The sequence below is a fragment of the Selenomonadales bacterium 4137-cl genome (genome assembly GCA_032334055.1).
GTDB lineage: Bacteria > Bacillota > Negativicutes > Sporomusales > UBA7701 > Anaeroselena > Anaeroselena agilis.
Map to the genome: position 1 here is coordinate 1,545,792 of JAUOZS010000001.1, position 20,104 is coordinate 1,565,895.

Below are 20,104 nucleotides of genomic sequence, written 5' to 3' on the forward strand. Positions count from 1 at the left end.
GAGGTGGATTCTTATGAATTCGCTAAAAACTACCTTGCTGCTTGCGACCCTGACCGGCTTGCTGCTGGCCATCGGATATTCCTTCGGAGGCACCAGGGGCATGACCTTCATGTTCGTAATCTCCATCCTCATGAACTTCGTCAGCTTCTGGTACAGCGACAAAATCGTCCTCAACATGTACGGCGCCAGGGAAGTGACCCCCCAGCAGGCCCCCGACCTCATCCGCATGGTCTCCGGACTGGCCCAGAAAGCCAAACTGCCCATGCCGAAAGTCTACATCATCGACACCGACGTTCCCAACGCCTTCGCCACCGGACGCGACCCGGAGCACGCCGCCGTCGCCGTCACCACCGGCATCATGCGGGCCCTCAACTACGAAGAACTCGAAGGCGTTGTCGCCCACGAACTCGGCCATGTCAAGAACCGTGACACCCTGATAAGCACCATCGTCGCCACCATCGCCGGCGTCATAACCATGATCGCCCAGATCGCTCAGTGGGCCGCCATTTTCGGCGGCCGCGTCGGCGACGACGAAGACGGCGGCGGCCTTGGCGGCGTCCTGGAATTCGTATTCCTGGCCGTGCTCGCGCCCATAGCCGCCACCCTAATCCAGCTCGGCATCTCCCGCGTCCGCGAATTTCAGGCCGACGCAACCGGCGGCACGGTGAGCGGCAACCCGCTGGCCCTCGCCAGCGCCCTGCAGAAAATCGAACAATACGCCCAGCACCGCGTCATGAACGAAGCCACGCCCGCCACCTCGCACATGTTCATCATCAACCCCTTCTCCGGCGTCGGCGGCTGGCTTACCGGCCTCTTCAGCACCCACCCCCCCACAGCCCAGCGGGTGGCGAAGCTTCAGGAACAGGCCAAGCGCATGCGCTAAACGTAAACTCCCCGCTTCAGCGGGGAGTTTTCCTTTTCTGCACGGCAGGAATAAATTGGCCGGCAAGGAATCAATATATATCCACATCAATCAGGGGGTAATACAATGAAATTCGTCAGATTTCAGCAAGGCGCGGCCACCAGATACGGAGTACTGGAAGGTGAAAACATCCGTATCGTCGAAGGCGACATCTTCGGCCAATGGGCGATGGGCAACCAGGTCGTAAAACCCGAATCCGTCAAGCTGCTGGCGCCGTGCGCACCCTCCAAGGCCGTATGCATCGGCCTCAACTACCACGGACACGCCAAGGAAATGAAATCCGAACTTCCGAAACAGCCGCTCATGTTCCTCAAGCCCTCCTCAGCACTCACCCATCCGGGCGGAGAAGTGGAATACCCGGCTATCTCCCAAAACCTTCACTTCGAAGCCGAACTCGCCATCGTCATCGGCAAAGAAGCCCGTAAAGTCCCCGCCGCCGCCGCCCGCGACTACATCCTCGGCTACACCTGCGCCAACGACGTCACCGCCCGCGACATCCAAAAAGGCGACGGCCAATGGACGCGCGGCAAATCCTTCGACACCTTCCTGCCGCTCGGCCCGTGCATCGCCACCGACGTCGACCCTGCCGACATCGACATCAAACTCTTCCTCAACGGCGAAGTCAAACAAGCCTCAAACACCGGCGACCTCATCTTCAAAGTCGAAGAACTCGTAGCCTTCGCCAGCCAGGTCATGACCCTCTATCCCGGCGACGTCATCCTCACCGGCACCCCTGCCGGCGTCGGCCCCATGCAGGTCGGCGACACCGTCGCCGTCGAGCTCTCCGGCATCGGCCGGCTCGAAAACACCATCGTCAAAGGCTGAAAACGGCCGTAATCGACCGTCAGAAAGCACAATACGCCGGGAAAGCGATATATTATAAATATATATTGACTTTCCCGGCGTATTTGCTACAATTTAACTTGAAATTCGTATAAACGAAGGAGGTATTAGATGAATTGAACGCCTTAGGTCGGCACATTCTGGCGGAATTCTACGGCTGTGACGCCGCCGCCCTCAACGACCCCGCAAAAGTGGAGCGCGCCATGGTCGATGCCGCCCTCGAAGCCGGAGCCGAAGTACGCGAGGTAGCCTTTCACAAATTCAGTCCCCAAGGCGTTAGTGGAGTCGTCGTGATATCCGAATCGCATCTTGCCATCCACACCTGGCCGGAACTCGGCTACGCCGCTGTCGACGTATTCACCTGCGGTGACAGGGTCGATCCCTGGGAAGCCTGCCGCTACCTTGTCGATAGCCTTCACGCGGCCGATGTCGACGCCACAGAAGTCAAACGCGGCAAAATGACCGGACAGTTGGCGCAAAAAGTATCTTGAGGAGGGATTTTTATTTTACTCCTGACAATAAGTAGGAGATTGGTGGAAGACTGACATGCCTGTTGTACAAAGTGTACAGCAGGATATTTTTTTATCGGCCTAAAACGACGACATCGATTTTGACAAGAATATAACCTCTCCATATAATGGTAGTGTGGGAATAGCGCCCCGCACTTCGCCGCACACTACCGTTAAAGATAGGAGGGGACACATATATGGACAAAACTTTGGAATGGCTCAAACAAATCAGCGAAGTCGCCGGCCCGTCGGGCTACGAGCAGCGGGTCAAGGTCCTGCTGGCCGAGCGCCTCGCCGGCAAAGCCGAAGTATCGCGTGACCGCATCGGCAGCATCATCTTTAAAAAGAAAGGGACGGTCGACGACCCTCGCATCATGCTCGCCAGCCATATGGACGAAATAGGCTTCATGGTCAAGCACATCACCAAGGAAGGCTACCTCAAATTCACCACTCTCGGCGGCTGGTGGGAGCAGGTCATGCTTGGCCAGCGGGTCACCGTCATGACCGCCAAAGGCGACCTCCCAGGCATCATCGGCAGCAAACCGCCCCACATCCTCACCCCTGAAGAACGGAAAAAAGTCGTCCAGAAAAAAGAAATGTACATCGACATCGGAGCCGCCGACGAAAAAGACGCCAAAGAGCGGTTTGGCGTTCGCCCCGGCGACGCTGTAGCCCCCTACAGCACCTTCACCCCCCTGGCCGACGAAAAATACCTCATGGCCAAGGCCTGGGACAACCGCATCGGCTGCGCCGTAATGACCGACGTCATCGAAGCCCTCCACCAGGAAATCCACCCCAACACCGTCTATGGCGTCGGAACAGTACAAGAAGAAGTCGGCCTGCGCGGCGCCAAAACCAGCGCCAGCGTCATCGACCCCCACTTCGCCTTCGCCGTCGACACCTGCGTCGCCGGCGACACCCCCGGCGTCAGCGACGACCAGGCCTCCAGCCGCCTCGGCAAAGGCGTCGCCATCTCCATCTACGACGCCAGCCTCATCCCGCTGCCCAAACTCCGGGACTTCGCCGTCGCCGTAGCCGAAGAAAACAACATCCCCTACCAGCTTGAATTCACCGAAGGCGGCGGCACCGACGCCGGGCGCATCCACATCCACGGCCAGGGCGTTCCCAGCCTCGTTCTCAGCCTGCCCACCCGCTACATCCACAGCCACAACAGCATCATCCACCGCGACGACTACGACGCCGCCGTCCGGCTCATCGTCGCCATCCTCAAAAAACTCGACGCCGCCAAATACGAGGAACTGATAAAATGAACGGCCTCATGCCCTACAAAGGCATCTGGCCGAAACTAAGCGGCGAAGTATTCGTCGCCCCCGGCGCCAGGGTCATCGGCGACGTAGCAGTCGGTCACGGCAGCGGCATCTGGTTCAACAGCGTCGTCCGCGGCGACGACGCCCCCATCCGCCTCGGCCGCTACACCAACATCCAGGACGGCTCCATCATCCACGTCCAGCACGCCCACCCCACCGACATCGGCGACTACGTCACCGTCGGCCACAACGTCATCCTCCACGGCTGCACCGTCGGCGACAACTGCCTCATCGGTATGGGCGCCATCATCCTCACCGGCGCAGTCATCGGCGAAAACTGCATCATCGGCGCCGGCGCCCTCATCACCGAAGGCAAAGAAATTCCCGCCGGCTCGCTCGTTGTCGGCTCGCCCGGCCGCGTCATCCGCGCCGTAGAAGAACAGGACATCAAAGCCATCCGCGACTCCGCCCGCCATTACTGCGACCGGGCCCGCGAATACGCGGAAACAATAAAAACAACCTAGAAAAGAATAGGGGAGGGGACCCAATGGAAAAAACACTCGTACTCGTCAAACCCGACGGCGTCGCCAAAGGACTCACCGGCGAAATCATCGCCCGCTTCGAGCGGCGCGGCCTCACCTTAGCCGCCCTCAAAATGCTCAAACTCACCAAAGACAAAGCCGAAATTCACTACGCAGAACACAAAGAACGCCCCTTCTTCGGCGAACTCGTCGTCTTCATCACCTCCGGCCCCATCGTCGCCATGGTGATAAGCGGCGAAAACGCCGTCAAAATCGTCCGCGCCATGATGGGCCCCACCAACCCGGCCGACGCCGCCCCCGGCACCGTCCGCGGCGACTACGCCCTCAGCATCGGCCAAAACATCATCCACGGCTCCGACAGCCCGGCCAGCGCCGCGCGGGAGATCGAAATCTACTTCGCCCCCGACGAACTCGTCAACTAAAAGGGGAAACCAGCCATGAAAATCTACACCAAAACCGGCGACAAAGGCGAAACCTCCCTCTACAGCGGCGAACGCGTCCCCAAGGACAGCCCGCGGGTCGAAGCCTACGGCATCATCGACGAGCTCGACTCCGCCCTCGGCCTGGCCCGCGCCCTCTGCGTCAATCAGGAAGTCCGCGCCGCCGTCCACGACCTCCAGAAGCTCCTCTGGACCGTCATGGCCGAAGTCGCTACCATCGGCGGCGAACCGCGCGTCACCGCCGCCGAAGTCGCTGCCGTCGAAAACCTCATCGACAAATTCGACGCCGCCCTGCCGCCCCTCACCGCCTTCATCATCCCCGGCGACACGCCCGGCGGCGCAGCCCTCGACCTCGCCCGCACCGTCGCCCGGCGGGCCGAGCGACAGCTATGGCGCGTAGCGCGCGGCGAACAGCTCGGCGAGCATATCCTCGTCCTCGTAAACCGCCTGTCCGACCTCTGCTTCACCCTTGCGCGCGCCGAAATGGAAAACAAGCGGTGATATAAATGCCCATATACGAATTCAAGTGCAATCAATGCAAAGCCAATTTCGAGCAACTCTGCCGCCATGACTGGCACGGAACCGTATCCTGCCCGGCCTGCGGCGGCAAAGACCTCGCCAGAACACTATCCGCCTTCTGCTCGCCCGGCACCGGCGGCGGTAAAAATTGCGCCGGATGCGCCGGCGGCAACTGCGCCTCGTGTAAATAGTTGTCACAGGTGCGCCCCTTTCGTCATAAACTTATAGCGAGTATGATGGGAAGGGGCGAGGTGCAGTGAAACTCAAAGTTTACTCGATGTCCGTACCGCGGCCGCTGCGGAGAATATTGCGGATTTTTTGTAAAAATGGCTAAATACGGTAATACTAATAACCGCCTGAAACAGGCGGTTATCTATTTATGCACGCTCCGCGCAGACTGTCGGCGGCCCCATTCTTTCCACGCCGAAAAGCAGGAATATTTACACTAGACAGAGAATTAAGAGTACCGCATTTACTCTCGCCGCACTACCGTGTGGGACAGGACAATACCAGCAGGGGGGACTTGATTTGAAAGAGTACAAAAGCGACAAAATCCGGAACGTAGGCATTTTCGCCCATGGTGGCGCCGGCAAGACTTCGCTCGCGGAAGCTCTGCTTTACACCACCGGGGCTGTCACTCGTCTCGGCAAAGTGGACGATGGCACGGCGACCACCGATTTCGAGCCAGAGGAAGTCAAACGCAAAGTAACGATAAGCACCGGTTTGGCCCCTTGCGAGTGGCATGACCATAAAATAAATTTCCTCGACACGCCGGGCTACGCCGACTTCGTCGCCGAAGTCAAAGGAACCCTCAGAGCGGTTGACGCCGCCCTCATCGTCCTCTGCGCCGCCTCCGGCGTCGAAGTAGGCACCGAAAACGTCTGGAAGTACGCCGAAGAAGACGGCGTGCCCCGTTTCGCCTTCATCAACAAGATGGACCGTGAAAACGCCGACTTCTACTCCACCATCGACCAGATGAAAGAGAAATTCGGCAACAACATCTTCCCGATCCAGATACCCATCGGCGCCCAGGACAGCTTCAAAGGCATCGTCGACCTCGTTAAAATGAAAGCCTACACCGTCGCCAACGCCCAGGGCACCCAGTACACCGAAGGCGAAATCTCCGCCGATCTTAAAGACAAAGCCGAGGAAGCCAGGCTTGCCATGATCGAGGCCGCCGCCGAAGCCGACGACGACCTGCTCACGAAATACCTCGAAGGCGAAGAACTCAGCGACGAAGAAATCCGCACCGGGCTCATCAAAGGCGCGGCCCAGGGCAAATTCTGCCCCGTCATGTGCGGCGCAGCCGCCAAAAACATCGGCCCCCAGCAACTCCTCGACGCCCTGATCACCTACGCCCCCTCGCCGGAAAACGCCGTCGCCAAAGGCCACAGTCCCGCCACCAAGGACCCCGTCGAGCGTAAAGCCGGCGACCCGTTCGCCGCCCTGGTCTTTAAAACCACCGCCGACCCCTTCGTCGGCCGTCTCAGCTACATCCGCGTCTTCTCCGGCCAGCTCAAACCCGACTCCACCCTCTACAACGCCAGCCGTGAAAAGAGCGAGCGCATCGGCAACATCTTCACCATGCGCGGCAAAACCCAGGACACCCTCACCGTGGCCAACACCGGCGACATCGTCGTCGTCGCCAAGATGGCCGAAACCAAGACCGGCGACACCATCTGCGACAAAGACAAGCCCGTCGTCTTCGACCCCATCGCCTATCCCAAGCCGATGTTCACCATGGCCGTCGAAGCCAAAAACAAGGGCGACGAGGACAAGATCGGCAACGCCCTCGCCCGCATGGCCGACGAAGACCCCACCTTCACCCTCGAGAAAAACCTCGAAACCCACCAACTTCTCGCCAGCGGCATCAGCGACATGCATATCGACGTCATCGCCGAGCGCATGAAACGCAAATTCGGCGTCGACGTCAAACTCAGCGACCCCCGCATCCCCTACCGCGAAACCATCCGCTCCAGCGTCAAAGTCGAATACAAACACAAAAAACAAAGCGGCGGGCACGGCCAGTACGGCCACGTATGGCTGCAGCTCGACCCGCTGCCCACCGGCACCGGCTTCGAATTCACCGAGTCCATTTTCGGCGGCGCCGTGCCCCGCCAGTATTTCCCGGCCGTCGAAAAAGGCGTCCGCGAAGCCATGGATAAAGGCATCATCGCCGGCTACCCCGTCACCGACATGAAAGTCAACCTCACCGACGGCTCCTACCACGACGTCGACTCCTCGGAAATGGCCTTCAAGATCGCCGCCTCCGGCGCCATCAAAAAAGGCGCCCTCCAGGCCAAGCCCACCCTCCTCGAGCCGGTCTACAGCGTCGAAGTCACCGTCCCCGAGTCCTACATGGGCGACATCATCGGCGACTTCAACAGCCGCCGCGGCCGCATCCTCGGCATGGAGCCGATAGGAGGGGGGCTGGGCGTAGTCCGCGCCCAGGCGCCGCTGGCCGAAGTCTTCCGCTACTCCATCGACCTTCGCTCCATGACCCAGGGTCGCGGCAAATTCGACATGGCCTTCGACCACTACGAAGAAGTCCCGCAGCGTATCGCCGAAGGGATTATTGCCGCCTACAAGAAAGACAAAGAAGACGACGAATAATTTCGGTCGCGTAAAAAGTCCATCTGCGGCGTTGCTCCTCGGCTGCCATCCTCAGCGTACGTACGTGTACGCGCGATGCTGTTAAACCGATCCTCAGCAAACAACGCATATTAATGTTGTCGCAGAGGAAACGGTGGTGTCAGCCTCCGGTGCGCCTTGCATCTGGAGCTTTTTACGCAACCTCAACCCATCAAAACTGGACCATCGAAAAAGCACCCGCGCAAGCAGGTGCTTTTCTCTTCCTTGGCAGGGGCGGCTGGATTCGAACCAACGCATGACGGAGTCAAAGTCCGTTGCCTTACCGCTTGGCGACGCCCCTATATAAAGTTTCCTTTAAGAAAAATATATCATGTCTTGGTTCCTTATCGCAACTCTCGCGGAGAACGCAGGCTGTGCGCCGGAGCTGCGGCTGAACACGCCGTAAGGCTCGGGCCGACACAGCCGTACCGTCGCCAACGGACGTCCGTGTCCGATGGCTCCTCGCCCCACGTTCTGTATTCGATGCCTAGTCCGCCGTCGGTATAATAGGCAATAGCCACCCGCCTACTGTGTGCGAGCCGTCCATGGCCGGGCGTACGTTCGTGTTACCGGCCTCCTTTGCCAACGGCGCGTAACAGCCTTTGCAACGGCGCAGCACGCCTGCGTTCTCCGCCGCCTGTGGAGCTCTATCTATTATTATAGGAGAAAAGCGCGAGCGATTATTTTACTATTTGTGGATCGGATGATTCACTAAATTGGAGTGTCGTGCCTGCAGGGTATGTTATTTTGTTAATTTTGAATTCTTTGGCTATAGTTCCGCGGGACACTTGGCCACCGGGACCGAAAAAAACTTCTGTTTCGCCTTTGAATAATATAAAACCGGCGTTATCATCGAGTGGAAGGAAGTTTCGCCAACCGAGAGGGCGAAAGGTAATATCAGAATATATAGTTCCAGTCTTGACATAACCTTGTTCATCAAATTCAATATATGTATTTTTTTTGAAAGTTGCGTGAGACGCCGAGCCCCAAATGAGAAATGAAGCGTCTTCACCTATCTGACCGGAGAGCACCTCGCCGCGAGCATTAAATACTATTGGGCAAGTATCTGGTTTGAAGATCATTAACGTTGAATGCAAGTCCTTGTCGTAGAAATAGAAAAAGCCTTTAGACGCAGGGATTAAAAATCCGTAGTATTTTAACGTTCCCGATATTACTTCGTATTGTTCATTTAGAGTTACTGACGTTCCTCCTTTAAATTTAACAGAACCAGAAACGTCGCCCTGGGGATGCAGAAGGGTATCCTCGGCGAGAGTTTTTGTGATCGGTGCGGCGCTGGCAGAAGAAAAAGATAGGCAAACGAAAACCAACACCAGTAATATTTTGGACATACATTCATCATCTCCTTAATAAATTTCCTGTTGCTACCATAATACTATGTTGAAAAATAATGGGCAAGAAAAGCTCAGAGTCGTCGCACATGCAAACAAGAAGGACAGACGTAATCGTCTGTCCTTCTTGTTTGCATGGTCGGGGCGACAGGATTTGAACCTGCGACCTTTCGGTCCCGAACCGAACGCGCTACCAAACTGCGCTACGCCCCGTCATTCAACGTTTCTTAGTATACACAAGCCGGCGGGAAAAGTCAACATGATAGACCTGGAAAGCAGGCCTAAAAATATATAAATTAAAACAAAAGCCGGACAGGATTTTTCCTATTTTTGGCGAATTTCTTTAATTGCAGCATAAAAAGCGGGGAGGGGAAGCATGAGGCGCACGAAAAAAATCGTCTTCACCGTAATAATGGCGTTGCTCATCGCCACCGCCGCCGCCCACGCCGCAGCGTCCCCGTCGCTTCTCAAACAGGGCATGAGCGGCGACGACATCTATAAACTCCAGGCAAAGCTGCTGGAATTCGGCTACTACGAAGACACGCCCGACGGCAACTTCGGCTCCCAGACCAAGCTCGCCGTCCTGGAGTTCCAGCTCGACGTCGGCCTCGAAGCCGACGGTGTTGCCGGCCCCGCCACCATAAAAGCCCTGCGCGACTTCAAACCCGCCGACGGCCAGCCGAGCCGCGCTCAGGCGGAAACGCGCAAAGCCCAGCAACTCGTCGCCTTTGCCAAAAAATTCGTCGGCGTGCCGTACGTCTGGGCAGGCCGGTCCCCGGGCGGATTCGACTGCTCGGGCTACATCTGGTACGTCTACAACACCTTCGGCATCCAGTTGCCGCGAATGGCCGACGGCCAATTCGAAGTCGGCGTCCCAGTCAGCCGCCGCCACCTGGCCCCAGGCGATCTCGTCTTTTTTAGCACCTACGAACCCGGCCCCTCGCACGTTGGCATCTACATCGGCGGCGGCAAATTCATCCACGCCAGCTCCGGCGCCGAGGAGGTCACCGTAACCCCGTTGAACAAGCAATATTATCTGGAACGCTACCTGGGCGCAAGGAGAATAATTAGATAACAAATACAAGAACCGGGTAATAACCCCGGTTCTTTTTGCGTCCGTTGATACGGCCGTTTTCTGTACAGCATTGGCAAGCCGAATAGGGCGGGGGAGGGCGCTCTTTACTCGTTCACAACCGCAAAACTCAGCGTTGGCTCCAGCCTCACCTCGAACGTCCGCTGCCAGGGCAGGCGGCACTTCAGCGCCAGCCCGTTCACCACATACCGCTTCCCGTCGGCGCTCCTCACCGGCAGCGTCTGCCCCGCCAGCCCATCGCGAAGCAGCGTATTCGCCCGGTCGGCCATCAGGCCGCTTATCCAGCCCTCGACTTGCTGCATATGCTCACCGAGATTGTACGGATCGACCTTAGACATTTTCAGCCGCCGGTTTACGAACGGCTGGACATCTTTCTGATAATACCAATCGTCCAGCATCCGGCTGGCAAGAAACTCGTACTGCAACTTGTACAGCCCCAATCTATCGGTCCTAAGGCCCTTGCCCGCCAGCGCGGCGGTGAAAACCGCCGCCTGGGTCACCGCCGTTCCCAGCGAATTGCTCGTCGTGTTCCAGCCGGCGTATGCTGCCAACCGCGCCAGATCGGCGCCGCCCCTTAGCAGGTGTGGCAATAGCGTATCTTCGGCGAGAAAATGCTCGCTCAGATCCACCACCCCCACGCGGTGGCCTGCAGCCATCAGTTCCCTCACCTCGCGGGCGGCCGCCGCCGGCAGTCCTGGCCCCGTTTTGGCGGTGGCGGCATGGACGTACAGCACGAAATCGGCGCCATCCGCCCGGTCGACAAGCTTACCGCCGATCAGAGCGACCTTCTCGGCCACCGTACGGGCCATGGAATGCGGCATATACGGCATCACAATCCCCGGCGCCTCCGGATGAGAATACCTCACGAACACCCTCGGCCGGTAGCCCGCCGCCTGCATCGCAATCCTCCCCAGCAGCGTCAGCGCCACCTCGTCCGTCCCGCGGGTGATGACAACGCGGTCCGCCAAAGCAGGCCGACGGGCCACATAATGGCTCAGGCGGCTTTTTACCATATTCGGCATCCCGAAAGGGAACCCGTCGTCCTGGCCGATCACCAGCCCGGCGAGCACGCCCTCCTCAGTCATGGCCAGCAGGCGGAAATTGAGCTGAGTGTTCGCCTCGTACAGAGAGAGGTAACGGTTGACCACCGCCGGCGGGAGCTGGGCGGAAACCTTCTGCAGCTTATCCCGGTCCCGCGGGTTCTCAAACGTCAGTACCTCGTCCTTGAGAACCGAATACGCCAACATCTTTTTCTGGTAGCGGGCCGAATCGGCATTGTCGGCGACCAGCAGTCGGGGAATAATACTGAAAGCGTAGATCTTAAGCTGCGGGTTGCTCCTGTGCGCTTCGGAAAGCGCTTCCAGAGCGGCCTCCGCGTCGGCGGCCGTCCCTGTCCCGAGGCGCGAGGCCAGCAAACCGCCGTGCTCAAGCATATCGACGGAAACGATCGCCGCGTCCGCGTTCGCCGCCTGGCTACGCAGCCAGTCGCGCAGGCCGGTGCGGTTCGCGGGAGTACGATATTCGTCCAGCAGCTCGGTCGGCGGCAGCACGACGCGGATGCCGGCAAGGCGGCCAAGCTGCTCCACGAACTGGGTGCAGGGCGGGCGGCTGTCGAGCGGCACCAGCAGCACAGTCATCCCGTTCGCGGCCGGCGCGGTCAGCACAACCGGCTGCGCGGTGCGGATATAGCCGAAATTGAGATACAAGGCTGCCGCCGTAGCGGTCGCCGCCGCGATGATCGCCAGGCAGCACAGGAAACGTCTGAACATGATTCACCTCTTGTCGGGCTTGACCTACACCAAATTCGACCCCGGCGCCCGAAATCCTGTAAACGCGGGAATTTGTTCCGGGAACTTGACAGAACCTATTACTATTTTGTATAAATGTGGTAAGATATAAAAGGTGAATGAAAAAAATGCGGATTATAACCGGGACTGCCAAGGGCCTCAAACTCAAAGCCCCCCGCGGCCGTGACGTCCGGCCCACCAGCGACAGGGTCAAAGAATCGCTGTTCGCCATCCTGGCCGACCGCATCCGGGGAGCCGCCGTCGCCGACTTTTTCGCCGGCACCGGCAACCTCGGCCTCGAAGCCCTCAGCCGGGGTGCGGCCGCCGCCGTGTTCGTCGACGCCAGCCCAGCAAGCAACGCCTTGATTCGTGACAACGCGGACCGGGCCAGGCTTGCCGAAAAAGCCGAACTCCTCCGCAAGGACGCACTTGCCGCCGCCGGGCACTTCGCGCGCTCCGGCCGCACCTTCGACATCATATTCTGCGACCCTCCCTACAACAAGGGACTGGTCGCCGCCATCCTGGAAAAAATCGACGCCGGCAAGCTCTTAAAGCCCGGAGGCGTCGTCATAATCGAACACTCGCGCCACGAGCCGCTGCCAGCCGGCCTGGTGAACCTGACAATCAGCCGCACCGAACGCTACGGGGAAACGTTGCTCACATTTCTCGAACACACCACCTGAATGGAGGGCTCATCAGTGCGTATCGCAGTATGCCCCGGCAGTTTCGACCCTGTAACCAACGGCCACCTCGACATCTTCGCCAGAGCCAGCAGCATCTTTGACAAGATTATTGTCGCCGTTTTCCACAACCCTAACAAAAAACCGCTCTACACCATGGAAGAGCGCGTCGAAATGCTGCGGATGGCCACCGCCCACATTCCCAACGTACAAGTCGACTGCTTTTCCGGACTGCTATACGAATACGTGCGCCGCCAGGATTCCACCATCATCGTCCGCGGCCTGAGAGCCCTGTCCGATTTCGAATACGAATTCCAGCGGGCGCTGCTCATCAAAAAGATCGACCCCCAGATGGAAACGGTTTTCATGATGACCACCGCCGACTACTCCTTCGTCAGCTCCACCGGCGTCAAGGAGCTGGCCAAATTCGGCGGCGACATCAGCGGGCTCGTACCTGCGGCCGTGGCGGCGAAAATTATCGAGCGCCTCAACCAGGACTGAACCCCAGGCAGGGGAGGAGGATAATGGCATGACAGTAGAAGAGATATTGGAAGAAATGGAAGGCTTGCTCCTGGAGGCTTCGCGGGTGCCCTTCACCAACAAACGGGTCATCGACGAAGACGACCTCGGCCGCCTGATCGACGAACTTAGGGAAGTGCTGCCCGGCGAACTGATGGAAGCCAATCGCGTCCTCAGCGAACGGCAGCGCATCATTGAAGACGCCCAGAAAGAAGCCCAGGGGATTGTCGACCAGGGCAAAAGCTACGTTCACCGCCTCGCCGACGAGAACGTCATCGCCCGTCAGGCCCAGGAACAGGCCAACGAGATCCTCCAGCAGGCCCACAAAGAAGCCCGCGACCTTCGCGGCGACGCCGTCGCCTACGCCGACGACGTCTTCGGCTATCTCGAAGAAAATCTCGCCAAAACGCTCGAAGTCGTCCGCCAGAGCCACGGCAAGCTTCATCAGGCCCAAAAAGACTAGCCGCCGGAAGGCGGCCGGTGAATATACGCATTCCGGGAGCGACGCGCTCCCTATTTTTTTATCATCAGCCTAACCCCGCGGCCAATGTGCCAAGCCAGCGAAAGCGCTATCAGCAGCGTCGTGCAGAGCAGCGCCACATACCCCATCTGCTCAAACCGGGTGAGCCAGAATACCGGCGACCAGCCGCCCCCTGGCATCACCGCGGCCGGCACGCTCAACGCAGTCGGGAAAATTCCCCCGGAATCCATCAGCAGCAGCGTTATCAGCGCCGCCAGCACGGCGTGCAGCAAGCGGCCGAAAATATACGGCGCGATCCTGATGCCTGACTCAATTACGATACTGGCCACTTGTCCGTGGACGCATAATCCGCTCCAGGCGATGATCGCGCTGGCCATAGCCACCTTTTCCACCAGCGGCGCGTTTGCCTGGGCAGCCGCCATCGCGCCGATATCGATCTCGAACAAGCCGCTTACCAGCGACGGCGCCAGATTAGTGCTGAAGCCCACGGCGCCCAGCACCCAGGCGAACGCCGTCTCCAGCACGGCCGTCACCCCAATCACAGACACGATTCGCAGGAAAACGGAAAAAACGATGATGAACCCGCCGATAAGGAGAATAGTATTCATCGAAGATTTTACCGCGTCGCCGAGCAATTGGCCCATCGACCGCTTATCCTCCTGCCTGGCGTTATACAAAGCCCGAAAAGCGCGGATAATGATATTGCCGGGCGGCGTAGCCTCCTCGGGAGTGAGACGGTCGCGGCCACGGGCGTGGAAGCGGAATACGATCCCCACAAGGAAACTGGATAAATAGTGCGCCAGCGCGATCGTCGCCCCCAGCTCCGGCATCGCGAACATGCCCACCGCCACCGCCCCGAACATGAACAGCGGGTCGGCGGTATTGGTGAACGACAGCAGCCGTTCCGCCTCCACCGCCGTACAAAGCCGGTTCTTGCGGAACTTGCTCGTTATCACCGCATCCATCGGATACCCCGAAGCCAGTCCCATGCTGAGCGCGAAAGCGCCGACACCCGGCACGTTAAACACCGGGCGCATCAGCGGCTCAAGCAGCACCCCGATAAAATGCACCACCCCCAGACCCATCAGAATCTCTGACAAAATAAAAAAAGGCAACAAAGCGGGGAAAACGACGTTCCACCAGAGATTAAGCCCCATAATCGCCGAATCGAAAGCGTCTTTGGGGTACTGCACCATGGCAACGGTCACGAAAACCGTGGCGAGAGCCATAAAAAATGTCAGCAAGCGTGAACGGTAACGCCGCCCTTTTCCCCACAAACCCATATCTAACTCCCCTCCTCAACCCCGGCGTCTGCTAATATATATATTGGGGCGGGAGAGTTAATATAACCCCAACACACCCTCACAGACAGGAGGCACACATGACGCGACCGACCATCGGATTGGCCCTGGGTTCGGGCGGCCTCAGAGGCCTGGCCCACATCGGCGTCCTCAAAATTCTGGAGCGCGAAGGTATTTCCGTAGACTACATAGCCGGCTGCAGCATCGGCAGCCTCATCGGCTCCCTCTACGCATCCGGCCTTGACAGCGAAACGATATTCAAACTGGCGAAAAACCTCAAGCGCCGCCACTGGATCGACTTTGTGATCCCCAAAATGGGGCTGGTCGCCGGGGACAGAACCCTTGAAACCATAAAGCTACTCACGCGGCGCAAAAACTTTGACGAACTCGCCATCCCCCTGGCCGTCGTCGCCGCCGACCTCAACACCGGCGAGGAAGTCGTCTTCCGCGACGGCGAAGTCGCCCACGCCGTAAGAGCCAGCATATCCGTACCCGGCGTCTTCGTACCCTACGAATACAACGGCCGTCTCCTGATCGACGGCGCCGTCGTCAACCCCACACCCATGGACGTCGTCCACAGCATGGGCGCCGACATCGTCATCGCCGTCGACCTCGTTCCCACCGGCGAAGTCGCCGCCCTCACAAACATCTTCGACATCATCATCCAAACCATCGACATCGTTGAGCGGCAGCTCCTCAAACAACGCCAGCACTACAGCGACCTGCTGATCAAACCCGACGTCGGCCACATCTCGCCAAGCTCCTTCACCGAAATCGACGAATGCGTCGACCTTGGCGCCCGAGCCATGGAAGCAGGCCTCCCCCGGCTCAGGAACCTACTGGCCGACAAGCAACATAAAGCGGCGACTGGCGAAAATCCCGGCCCCCGCGCCGCCACTCAGGGTTAGGCATCCCCAGGCTGTACACATCCGTGGCGAGCGCATCCAAAGCCAGCATCGCCTGCAGCGGCGTCAGCTCCCTTCCGTCAAGATCGCGGCTATGGAGAAAATGCGTAGTCTTCGTCACCACCGGCACCGCCGCCGTCTTCGCCATTGCCCGCAGCAGTTCTCGCCCCCGCCCGCTAAACGCCAGCACCCGCGCATACAGCGGGCCACACTCGTCCCACCCCGCCACCGTCCTGCGATCCGTCATCAGCAAAGCATGCACCAGCACCCGCTGCAGACGGGTCAGCGAATACCGTTTACTCTTCAGAACCGCCAAAGACCCCTCCAGGCCGCCGGCAGCCCCGGCGGCCTTCATCTTGTACTCCAGCCCCTCCGTAACATCGGGCAGCTCCGCTAACTCAGCCACAGCCGCCCGCCGCAACGCGGCCAGCAAAACAACCGTCAAACCGCCCCACGACACCGGTCCGCGCCCCTCCGCCATACAGCGCTCCGCCAGCTCCCGGGCGGAAGGCGGCATGGCCCCGAAAGCCTCCAACGTTCGCCCACCCAACAGCGCTCCCCTGATCGCCGTAGCACTCGCGATCGCCCCCGCGACAACCTTCTCATGATAATGCGCGCCCTGACGGGCGACGGGGCAGGGGACCATATACGGCGCAAACTTCTCAATAGCCCGCAGATACTCCACCGCCAAAATATTGTTCGGCGAAGCCACCATCGCCGGCGGCAGACCGCTCGCGGCGGCCAACGACTTTCCCAGCGCGGCGGCGTAAGTCTCGCCCGCGTCCAGCCGGCTGCGCATAACCGCCCGCACCGTCTCATCGTCCACCGCCGCCGCCAACAGCTTCAGCGCCCCCAGCTCAGGGTGCTCCGCCCCGAAACTAAGCCAGTCCACCACTCCAAGAGAATAGAGGAAACGGACCGCACCGGCGGCAAAAAACTGCGCGCTCCGCACCGCGAAAGCCACCGGCAGCTCCAGCACCAGATCCACACCCCCGCGCACCGCCATCTCCGCGCGGGTCCACTTATCAAACAGCGCCGGCTCGCCGCGCTGCATAAAATTACCGCTCATCGCCGCCACAATCGGCGCATCCCCATACAAGCGGCGCGTTTCCTCCACATGATAGCGATGTCCGTTGTGAAACGGATTATACTCGGCCACAATACCCACCGCGCGCATCAAAGCAATACCTCCGCATCTTCGTTGCCACAGCCTTCGTCCTGAGGCGCCCCAAATCCTTCCACCGGCAAATACATATTTTTGATAATAGTCTCGCTGAAAGGCAGGGAAAATAATACGGGTGTCGAAGAAGGCAAAGTAAATATGTAGTCTGGTGGTCAGACCAGATATGACGAAACAGCATTGGAGGAATCAACATGGTAATCCTTGTGGTCAATTGCGGAAGCTCGTCGATCAAATACCAGCTTTTCAACATGACCGACGAGTCGGTATTGGCCAAGGGCTTGGTAGAGCGCATCGGACTGGAAGGTGCGCAGCTGACCCATCAGCCCGCCGGTAAAGAAAAAGTAGTCCTCACTGCCGACATCAAAAACCACAGCATCGGCATCAAAATGGTCCTCGAAGCTCTTACCCACGCCGAACACGGCGTGCTCAAAAGCATGCAGGAAATCAACGCCATCGGCCACCGGGTCGTCCACGGCGCCGAAAAATTCGCCGACTCCGTCCTCATCACCCCGCAAGTCATGGACGCCCTGGAAGAATGCATCGACCTGGCGCCCCTCCATAACCCGCCCAACATCCTCGGCATCAACGCCTGCGCCGAACTGATGCCCAAAACGCCCCAGGTCGGCGTCTTCGATACCGCCTTCCACCAGACCATGCCCAAATACTCCTTCCTGTACGGCCTGCCCTACGAAGCCTACGAAAAATACGGCGTCCGCCGCTACGGCTTCCATGGCACCTCGCACCGCTACGTCTCCCAGCGGGCCGGCGAACTGATGGACGAACACATCACCAACCTGCGCATCATCACCTGCCACCTCGGCAACGGCGCCAGCATCGCCGCCGTCAAACACGGCAAATCCGTCGACACCAGCATGGGCTTCACCCCCCTCGAAGGCTTGGTCATGGGCACGCGCTGCGGCGAGATCGACCCGGCGATAATCACCTACCTGATGAAAAAAGAAGGCCTCACCCCCGACCAGATCGACACCTACCTCAACAAAAAATCCGGTGTCCTCGGCCTCTCCGGCATCTCCAGCGACTTCCGCGACATCGAGGAAGCCGCCAATGAAGGCAACGAACGGGCCCAACTCGCCCTCGACGTCTTCGCCTACAAAGTCCGCAAATACATCGGCGGCTACGTCGCCGCCATGGGTGGCGTCGACGCCATCGTCTTCACCGCCGGCCTCGGCGAAAACTCCGTCTCCATGCGCGACAAAATCTGCCAGGGGCTCGAATTCCTCGGCACCCGCATCGACCCCGTCAAAAACAACGTTCGCGGCAAAGCCACCGAAATCAGCGTCGACGGCGCCAAGGTCAAAATCTTCGTCATACCCACCAACGAAGAATTGGTCATCGCCAGGGACACCGAGCAAATCTGCGCCAACCTCGTATAATTCCGGCCGTTGACAAGCCTTCCTCTGCGGCGTGCTTGCCTCTCGGCGCGGTTTTATCCGTCAGCATCTCATAAGAACGGACAGGGGAGGGGAGACCCTCCCTTTTTCATACCCATATTTTATATGAAGCAACCTTTTTCCCGCCCCAGCGAAAAACCGCATTTCCGCAGCGAAAGCAGCCGTCAGCGGGAATAATAACGGAGAACAAGCCTGTTTCTTGACAAACCCCGGTGCTGTCGCTATAATTAATGAAGGTTGGGGTGGAAAATGATGAAAATTAACATCGCGCAGCTTCGACAAGCGATTGGCGCCAGCCAATCATTTAGTTTTCACGGCACTGTCGAAGAGCTAACCGGCGAAGCCGGCGAACTCTGGCTCAGAGGCCGGCTGGAAGTAACCGGGGAAGCTGTCAACACCGGCCGCCTGCTCGCCATATCCGGAGAAATCAAAGGCGAATCCGCCCTGAACTGCGACAGGTGCCTGACCGACTTCACCCGCGAAGTGGCCGTCACCTTCAGCGAAACCTTCCGCGAAGAAGGCTCCGCCGCCACCGACCCGGACGCGCTCGTCTACCACGGCGACGAAATCGACATTACCGAAATCGTGCGCGAGGCGCTCATCGTCGCCGAACCGCTCAAAGCCCTCTGCGACGAAGAATGCCGCGGCCTGTGTCCCGTCTGTGGCGCAAACCGCAATGAAAATCCCTGCAACTGCGTTACCGCCAGCATCGACCCGCGACTCGCGGCGCTGGAAAAACTACTACCGAAACAATAGCGCAACCAAAACAACCTGCGCATACACGAACGGCGGCCCTATAGCCGGCCCGCAAGGAGGTGGATACGGACCATGGCAGTACCCAAGCGCAAAATGTCCAAAGCTCGTCGCGACAAGCGCCGCGCCAACTGGAAACTAACCGCACCCGGTTACGTCGAGTGCCCTCAGTGCCATCAAATGAAAATGCCGCACCGCGTGTGCCCCGAATGCGGCTACTACAAAGGCAAGGAAGTAGTGAAAGCCGCCGAGTAAGCCCCTGTATAAAAAGGCTCCGAATGAGCAAGATAAAAGGCAAAATGCCATTTTTATCTTGCTTTGTTTTTTTCTTGCAAAACGCAAAAACCCTCGCTATACTAGTATTAGGTTATAATACTTACTGATAAAAAAGGTGATAATGTGACACGCCCCCAGAAGAAGCTCAGGCATGAAGCCTTGCTGGAAAAACTGCAAACCAGCCCCTTTATGACCGACGACGCGCTGGCGGAAGCGATGGGGGTAAGCGTCCAGACCATCAGACTTGACCGCTTGGCGCTCGGCATACCGGAGCTCAGGGAAAGGACCAAACAAATGGCCGAAGAAGCTCGCACCAAGCTCAAGGCCATCGGCACCGGCGACGTCATCGGCGAACTCGTCGACCTCGAACTTGGCCGGTCCGGCATATCCGTCATGACCGTCGACGACAACATGGTCATGGAAAAAACCAAAGTCACGGGCGGACACTACATCTTCGCCCAGGCCAACTCCCTCGCCCTCGCCGTCCTCGATGCGCCGGCGGCTGTCACCGGAGTCGCCAACATCAAGTACAAAATACCCGTCACAGCAGGCGAAAAGCTGGTAGCCAAAGCCGAAGTAGTGAAAAAAAGAGGCAATAAATATTTTGTTTGGGTAAAGACTAGGAACGAAAAACAGGAAGTATTCCGCTCTAAATTCATCATGGTCTCGTTAGACTACGAGGGGAGATAAA

At 58.7% G+C, this 20,104-nt stretch carries 22 protein-coding genes and 2 tRNA genes; 18 read left to right on the top strand and 6 right to left on the bottom strand.

Features of this window, described 5'->3' with window-relative positions; genetic code table 11:
* Positions 1-13: 13 nt before the first annotated feature.
* From htpX to fusA, 9 genes are all read left to right on the top strand, one after another.
* On the top strand, positions 14-883 hold the full coding sequence (gene htpX / locus Q4T40_08195; GenBank protein ID MDT8901215.1) for a zinc metalloprotease HtpX: 870 nt from the start codon (positions 14-16) through the stop codon (positions 881-883).
* A gap of 105 nt (positions 884-988) precedes the next feature.
* The gene (locus tag Q4T40_08200) at positions 989-1,747 is read left to right on the top strand and encodes a fumarylacetoacetate hydrolase family protein (GenBank protein MDT8901216.1); all 759 of its coding nucleotides are present in this window, start codon (positions 989-991) and stop codon (positions 1,745-1,747) included.
* A gap of 134 nt (positions 1,748-1,881) precedes the next feature.
* Complete coding sequence (speD, locus tag Q4T40_08205; protein MDT8901217.1) at positions 1,882-2,256, top strand: adenosylmethionine decarboxylase; 375 nt, start codon at positions 1,882-1,884, stop codon at positions 2,254-2,256.
* A gap of 215 nt (positions 2,257-2,471) precedes the next feature.
* On the top strand, positions 2,472-3,545 hold the full coding sequence (locus tag Q4T40_08210) for a M42 family metallopeptidase (GenBank protein ID MDT8901218.1): 1,074 nt from the start codon (positions 2,472-2,474) through the stop codon (positions 3,543-3,545).
* Positions 3,542-4,066, top strand: a complete 525-nt coding sequence (locus Q4T40_08215; GenBank protein ID MDT8901219.1) for a gamma carbonic anhydrase family protein — start codon at positions 3,542-3,544, stop codon at positions 4,064-4,066. Before Q4T40_08210 ends, Q4T40_08215 begins: the two co-directional genes overlap by 4 nt.
* Before the next feature lie 23 nt (positions 4,067-4,089).
* A complete protein-coding gene (gene ndk / locus Q4T40_08220) occupies positions 4,090-4,506 on the top strand; it encodes a nucleoside-diphosphate kinase (GenBank protein MDT8901220.1) in 417 nt (138 codons plus the stop codon).
* 15 nt (positions 4,507-4,521) lie between these two features.
* Complete coding sequence (locus Q4T40_08225) at positions 4,522-5,025, top strand: cob(I)yrinic acid a,c-diamide adenosyltransferase (protein MDT8901221.1); 504 nt, start codon at positions 4,522-4,524, stop codon at positions 5,023-5,025.
* Positions 5,026-5,030: 5 nt separating this feature from the next.
* Positions 5,031-5,234 (top strand): zinc ribbon domain-containing protein, encoded by a 204-nt coding sequence (locus tag Q4T40_08230; GenBank protein MDT8901222.1) that lies wholly within the window; start codon positions 5,031-5,033, stop codon positions 5,232-5,234.
* 337 nt (positions 5,235-5,571) lie between these two features.
* The gene (fusA, locus tag Q4T40_08235; GenBank protein MDT8901223.1) at positions 5,572-7,656 is read left to right on the top strand and encodes an elongation factor G; all 2,085 of its coding nucleotides are present in this window, start codon (positions 5,572-5,574) and stop codon (positions 7,654-7,656) included.
* A gap of 244 nt (positions 7,657-7,900) precedes the next feature.
* Here the strand turns inward: fusA and Q4T40_08240 are convergent.
* The 3 genes from Q4T40_08240 to Q4T40_08250 form a co-directional block, all read right to left on the bottom strand.
* Positions 7,901-7,975: transfer RNA gene (locus tag Q4T40_08240), tRNA-Gln, on the bottom strand.
* 379 nt (positions 7,976-8,354) lie between these two features.
* On the bottom strand, positions 8,355-9,023 hold the full coding sequence (locus Q4T40_08245) for a hypothetical protein (GenBank protein MDT8901224.1): 669 nt from the start codon (positions 9,021-9,023) through the stop codon (positions 8,355-8,357).
* 136 nt (positions 9,024-9,159) lie between these two features.
* Positions 9,160-9,236, bottom strand: a tRNA-Pro gene (locus Q4T40_08250).
* A gap of 163 nt (positions 9,237-9,399) precedes the next feature.
* Here Q4T40_08250 and Q4T40_08255 point away from each other — a divergent pair.
* Positions 9,400-10,098, top strand: a complete 699-nt coding sequence (locus Q4T40_08255) for an NlpC/P60 family protein (protein ID MDT8901225.1) — start codon at positions 9,400-9,402, stop codon at positions 10,096-10,098.
* Between the two features lie 104 nt (positions 10,099-10,202).
* Here the strand turns inward: Q4T40_08255 and Q4T40_08260 are convergent, their stop codons facing one another.
* Positions 10,203-11,885: a DUF4127 family protein gene (locus Q4T40_08260; protein MDT8901226.1), complete on the bottom strand. Its 1,683-nt coding sequence runs from the start codon at positions 11,883-11,885 to the stop codon at positions 10,203-10,205.
* A 146-nt stretch (positions 11,886-12,031) separates the two neighbouring features.
* Here Q4T40_08260 and rsmD point away from each other — a divergent pair, with 146 nt between their 5' ends.
* From rsmD to Q4T40_08275, 3 genes are read left to right on the top strand one after another with little or no spacing between them, the layout of a single operon-like run.
* Positions 12,032-12,586 (top strand): 16S rRNA (guanine(966)-N(2))-methyltransferase RsmD, encoded by a 555-nt coding sequence (rsmD, locus tag Q4T40_08265; GenBank protein MDT8901227.1) that lies wholly within the window; start codon positions 12,032-12,034, stop codon positions 12,584-12,586.
* 15 nt (positions 12,587-12,601) lie between these two features.
* Positions 12,602-13,084, top strand: a complete 483-nt coding sequence (coaD, locus tag Q4T40_08270; protein ID MDT8901228.1) for a pantetheine-phosphate adenylyltransferase — start codon at positions 12,602-12,604, stop codon at positions 13,082-13,084.
* A gap of 28 nt (positions 13,085-13,112) precedes the next feature.
* On the top strand, positions 13,113-13,565 hold the full coding sequence (locus Q4T40_08275; protein ID MDT8901229.1) for an ATPase: 453 nt from the start codon (positions 13,113-13,115) through the stop codon (positions 13,563-13,565).
* A gap of 50 nt (positions 13,566-13,615) precedes the next feature.
* Here the strand turns inward: Q4T40_08275 and ylbJ are convergent, their stop codons facing one another.
* The gene (gene ylbJ / locus Q4T40_08280; protein MDT8901230.1) at positions 13,616-14,866 is read right to left on the bottom strand and encodes a sporulation integral membrane protein YlbJ; all 1,251 of its coding nucleotides are present in this window, start codon (positions 14,864-14,866) and stop codon (positions 13,616-13,618) included.
* 98 nt (positions 14,867-14,964) lie between these two features.
* On the opposite strand from ylbJ, the gene Q4T40_08285 reads away from it, so the two are divergent.
* Positions 14,965-15,792, top strand: coding sequence for a patatin-like phospholipase family protein (locus tag Q4T40_08285; protein ID MDT8901231.1), 828 nt, complete (start codon positions 14,965-14,967; stop codon positions 15,790-15,792).
* Here Q4T40_08285 and Q4T40_08290 read toward each other — a convergent pair.
* Positions 15,713-16,966: a nucleotidyltransferase family protein gene (locus Q4T40_08290; GenBank protein ID MDT8901232.1), complete on the bottom strand. Its 1,254-nt coding sequence runs from the start codon at positions 16,964-16,966 to the stop codon at positions 15,713-15,715. The genes Q4T40_08285 and Q4T40_08290 overlap by 80 nt on opposite strands.
* Positions 16,967-17,163: 197 nt before the next feature.
* Between Q4T40_08290 and Q4T40_08295 the strand changes: the two genes are divergently transcribed.
* The 4 genes from Q4T40_08295 to fapR all read left to right on the top strand — a co-directional run bounded on the left by Q4T40_08295 (position 17,164) and on the right by fapR (position 20,103).
* Positions 17,164-18,366: an acetate kinase gene (locus Q4T40_08295; protein MDT8901233.1), complete on the top strand. Its 1,203-nt coding sequence runs from the start codon at positions 17,164-17,166 to the stop codon at positions 18,364-18,366.
* Positions 18,367-18,633: 267 nt separating this feature from the next.
* Positions 18,634-19,140: a DUF177 domain-containing protein gene (locus Q4T40_08300; GenBank protein MDT8901234.1), complete on the top strand. Its 507-nt coding sequence runs from the start codon at positions 18,634-18,636 to the stop codon at positions 19,138-19,140.
* Between the two features lie 72 nt (positions 19,141-19,212).
* Positions 19,213-19,392: a 50S ribosomal protein L32 gene (rpmF, locus tag Q4T40_08305; protein ID MDT8901235.1), complete on the top strand. Its 180-nt coding sequence runs from the start codon at positions 19,213-19,215 to the stop codon at positions 19,390-19,392.
* A 144-nt stretch (positions 19,393-19,536) separates the two neighbouring features.
* Positions 19,537-20,103, top strand: coding sequence for a transcription factor FapR (gene fapR / locus Q4T40_08310; GenBank protein MDT8901236.1), 567 nt, complete (start codon positions 19,537-19,539; stop codon positions 20,101-20,103).
* Position 20,104: the final 1 nt, after the last annotated feature.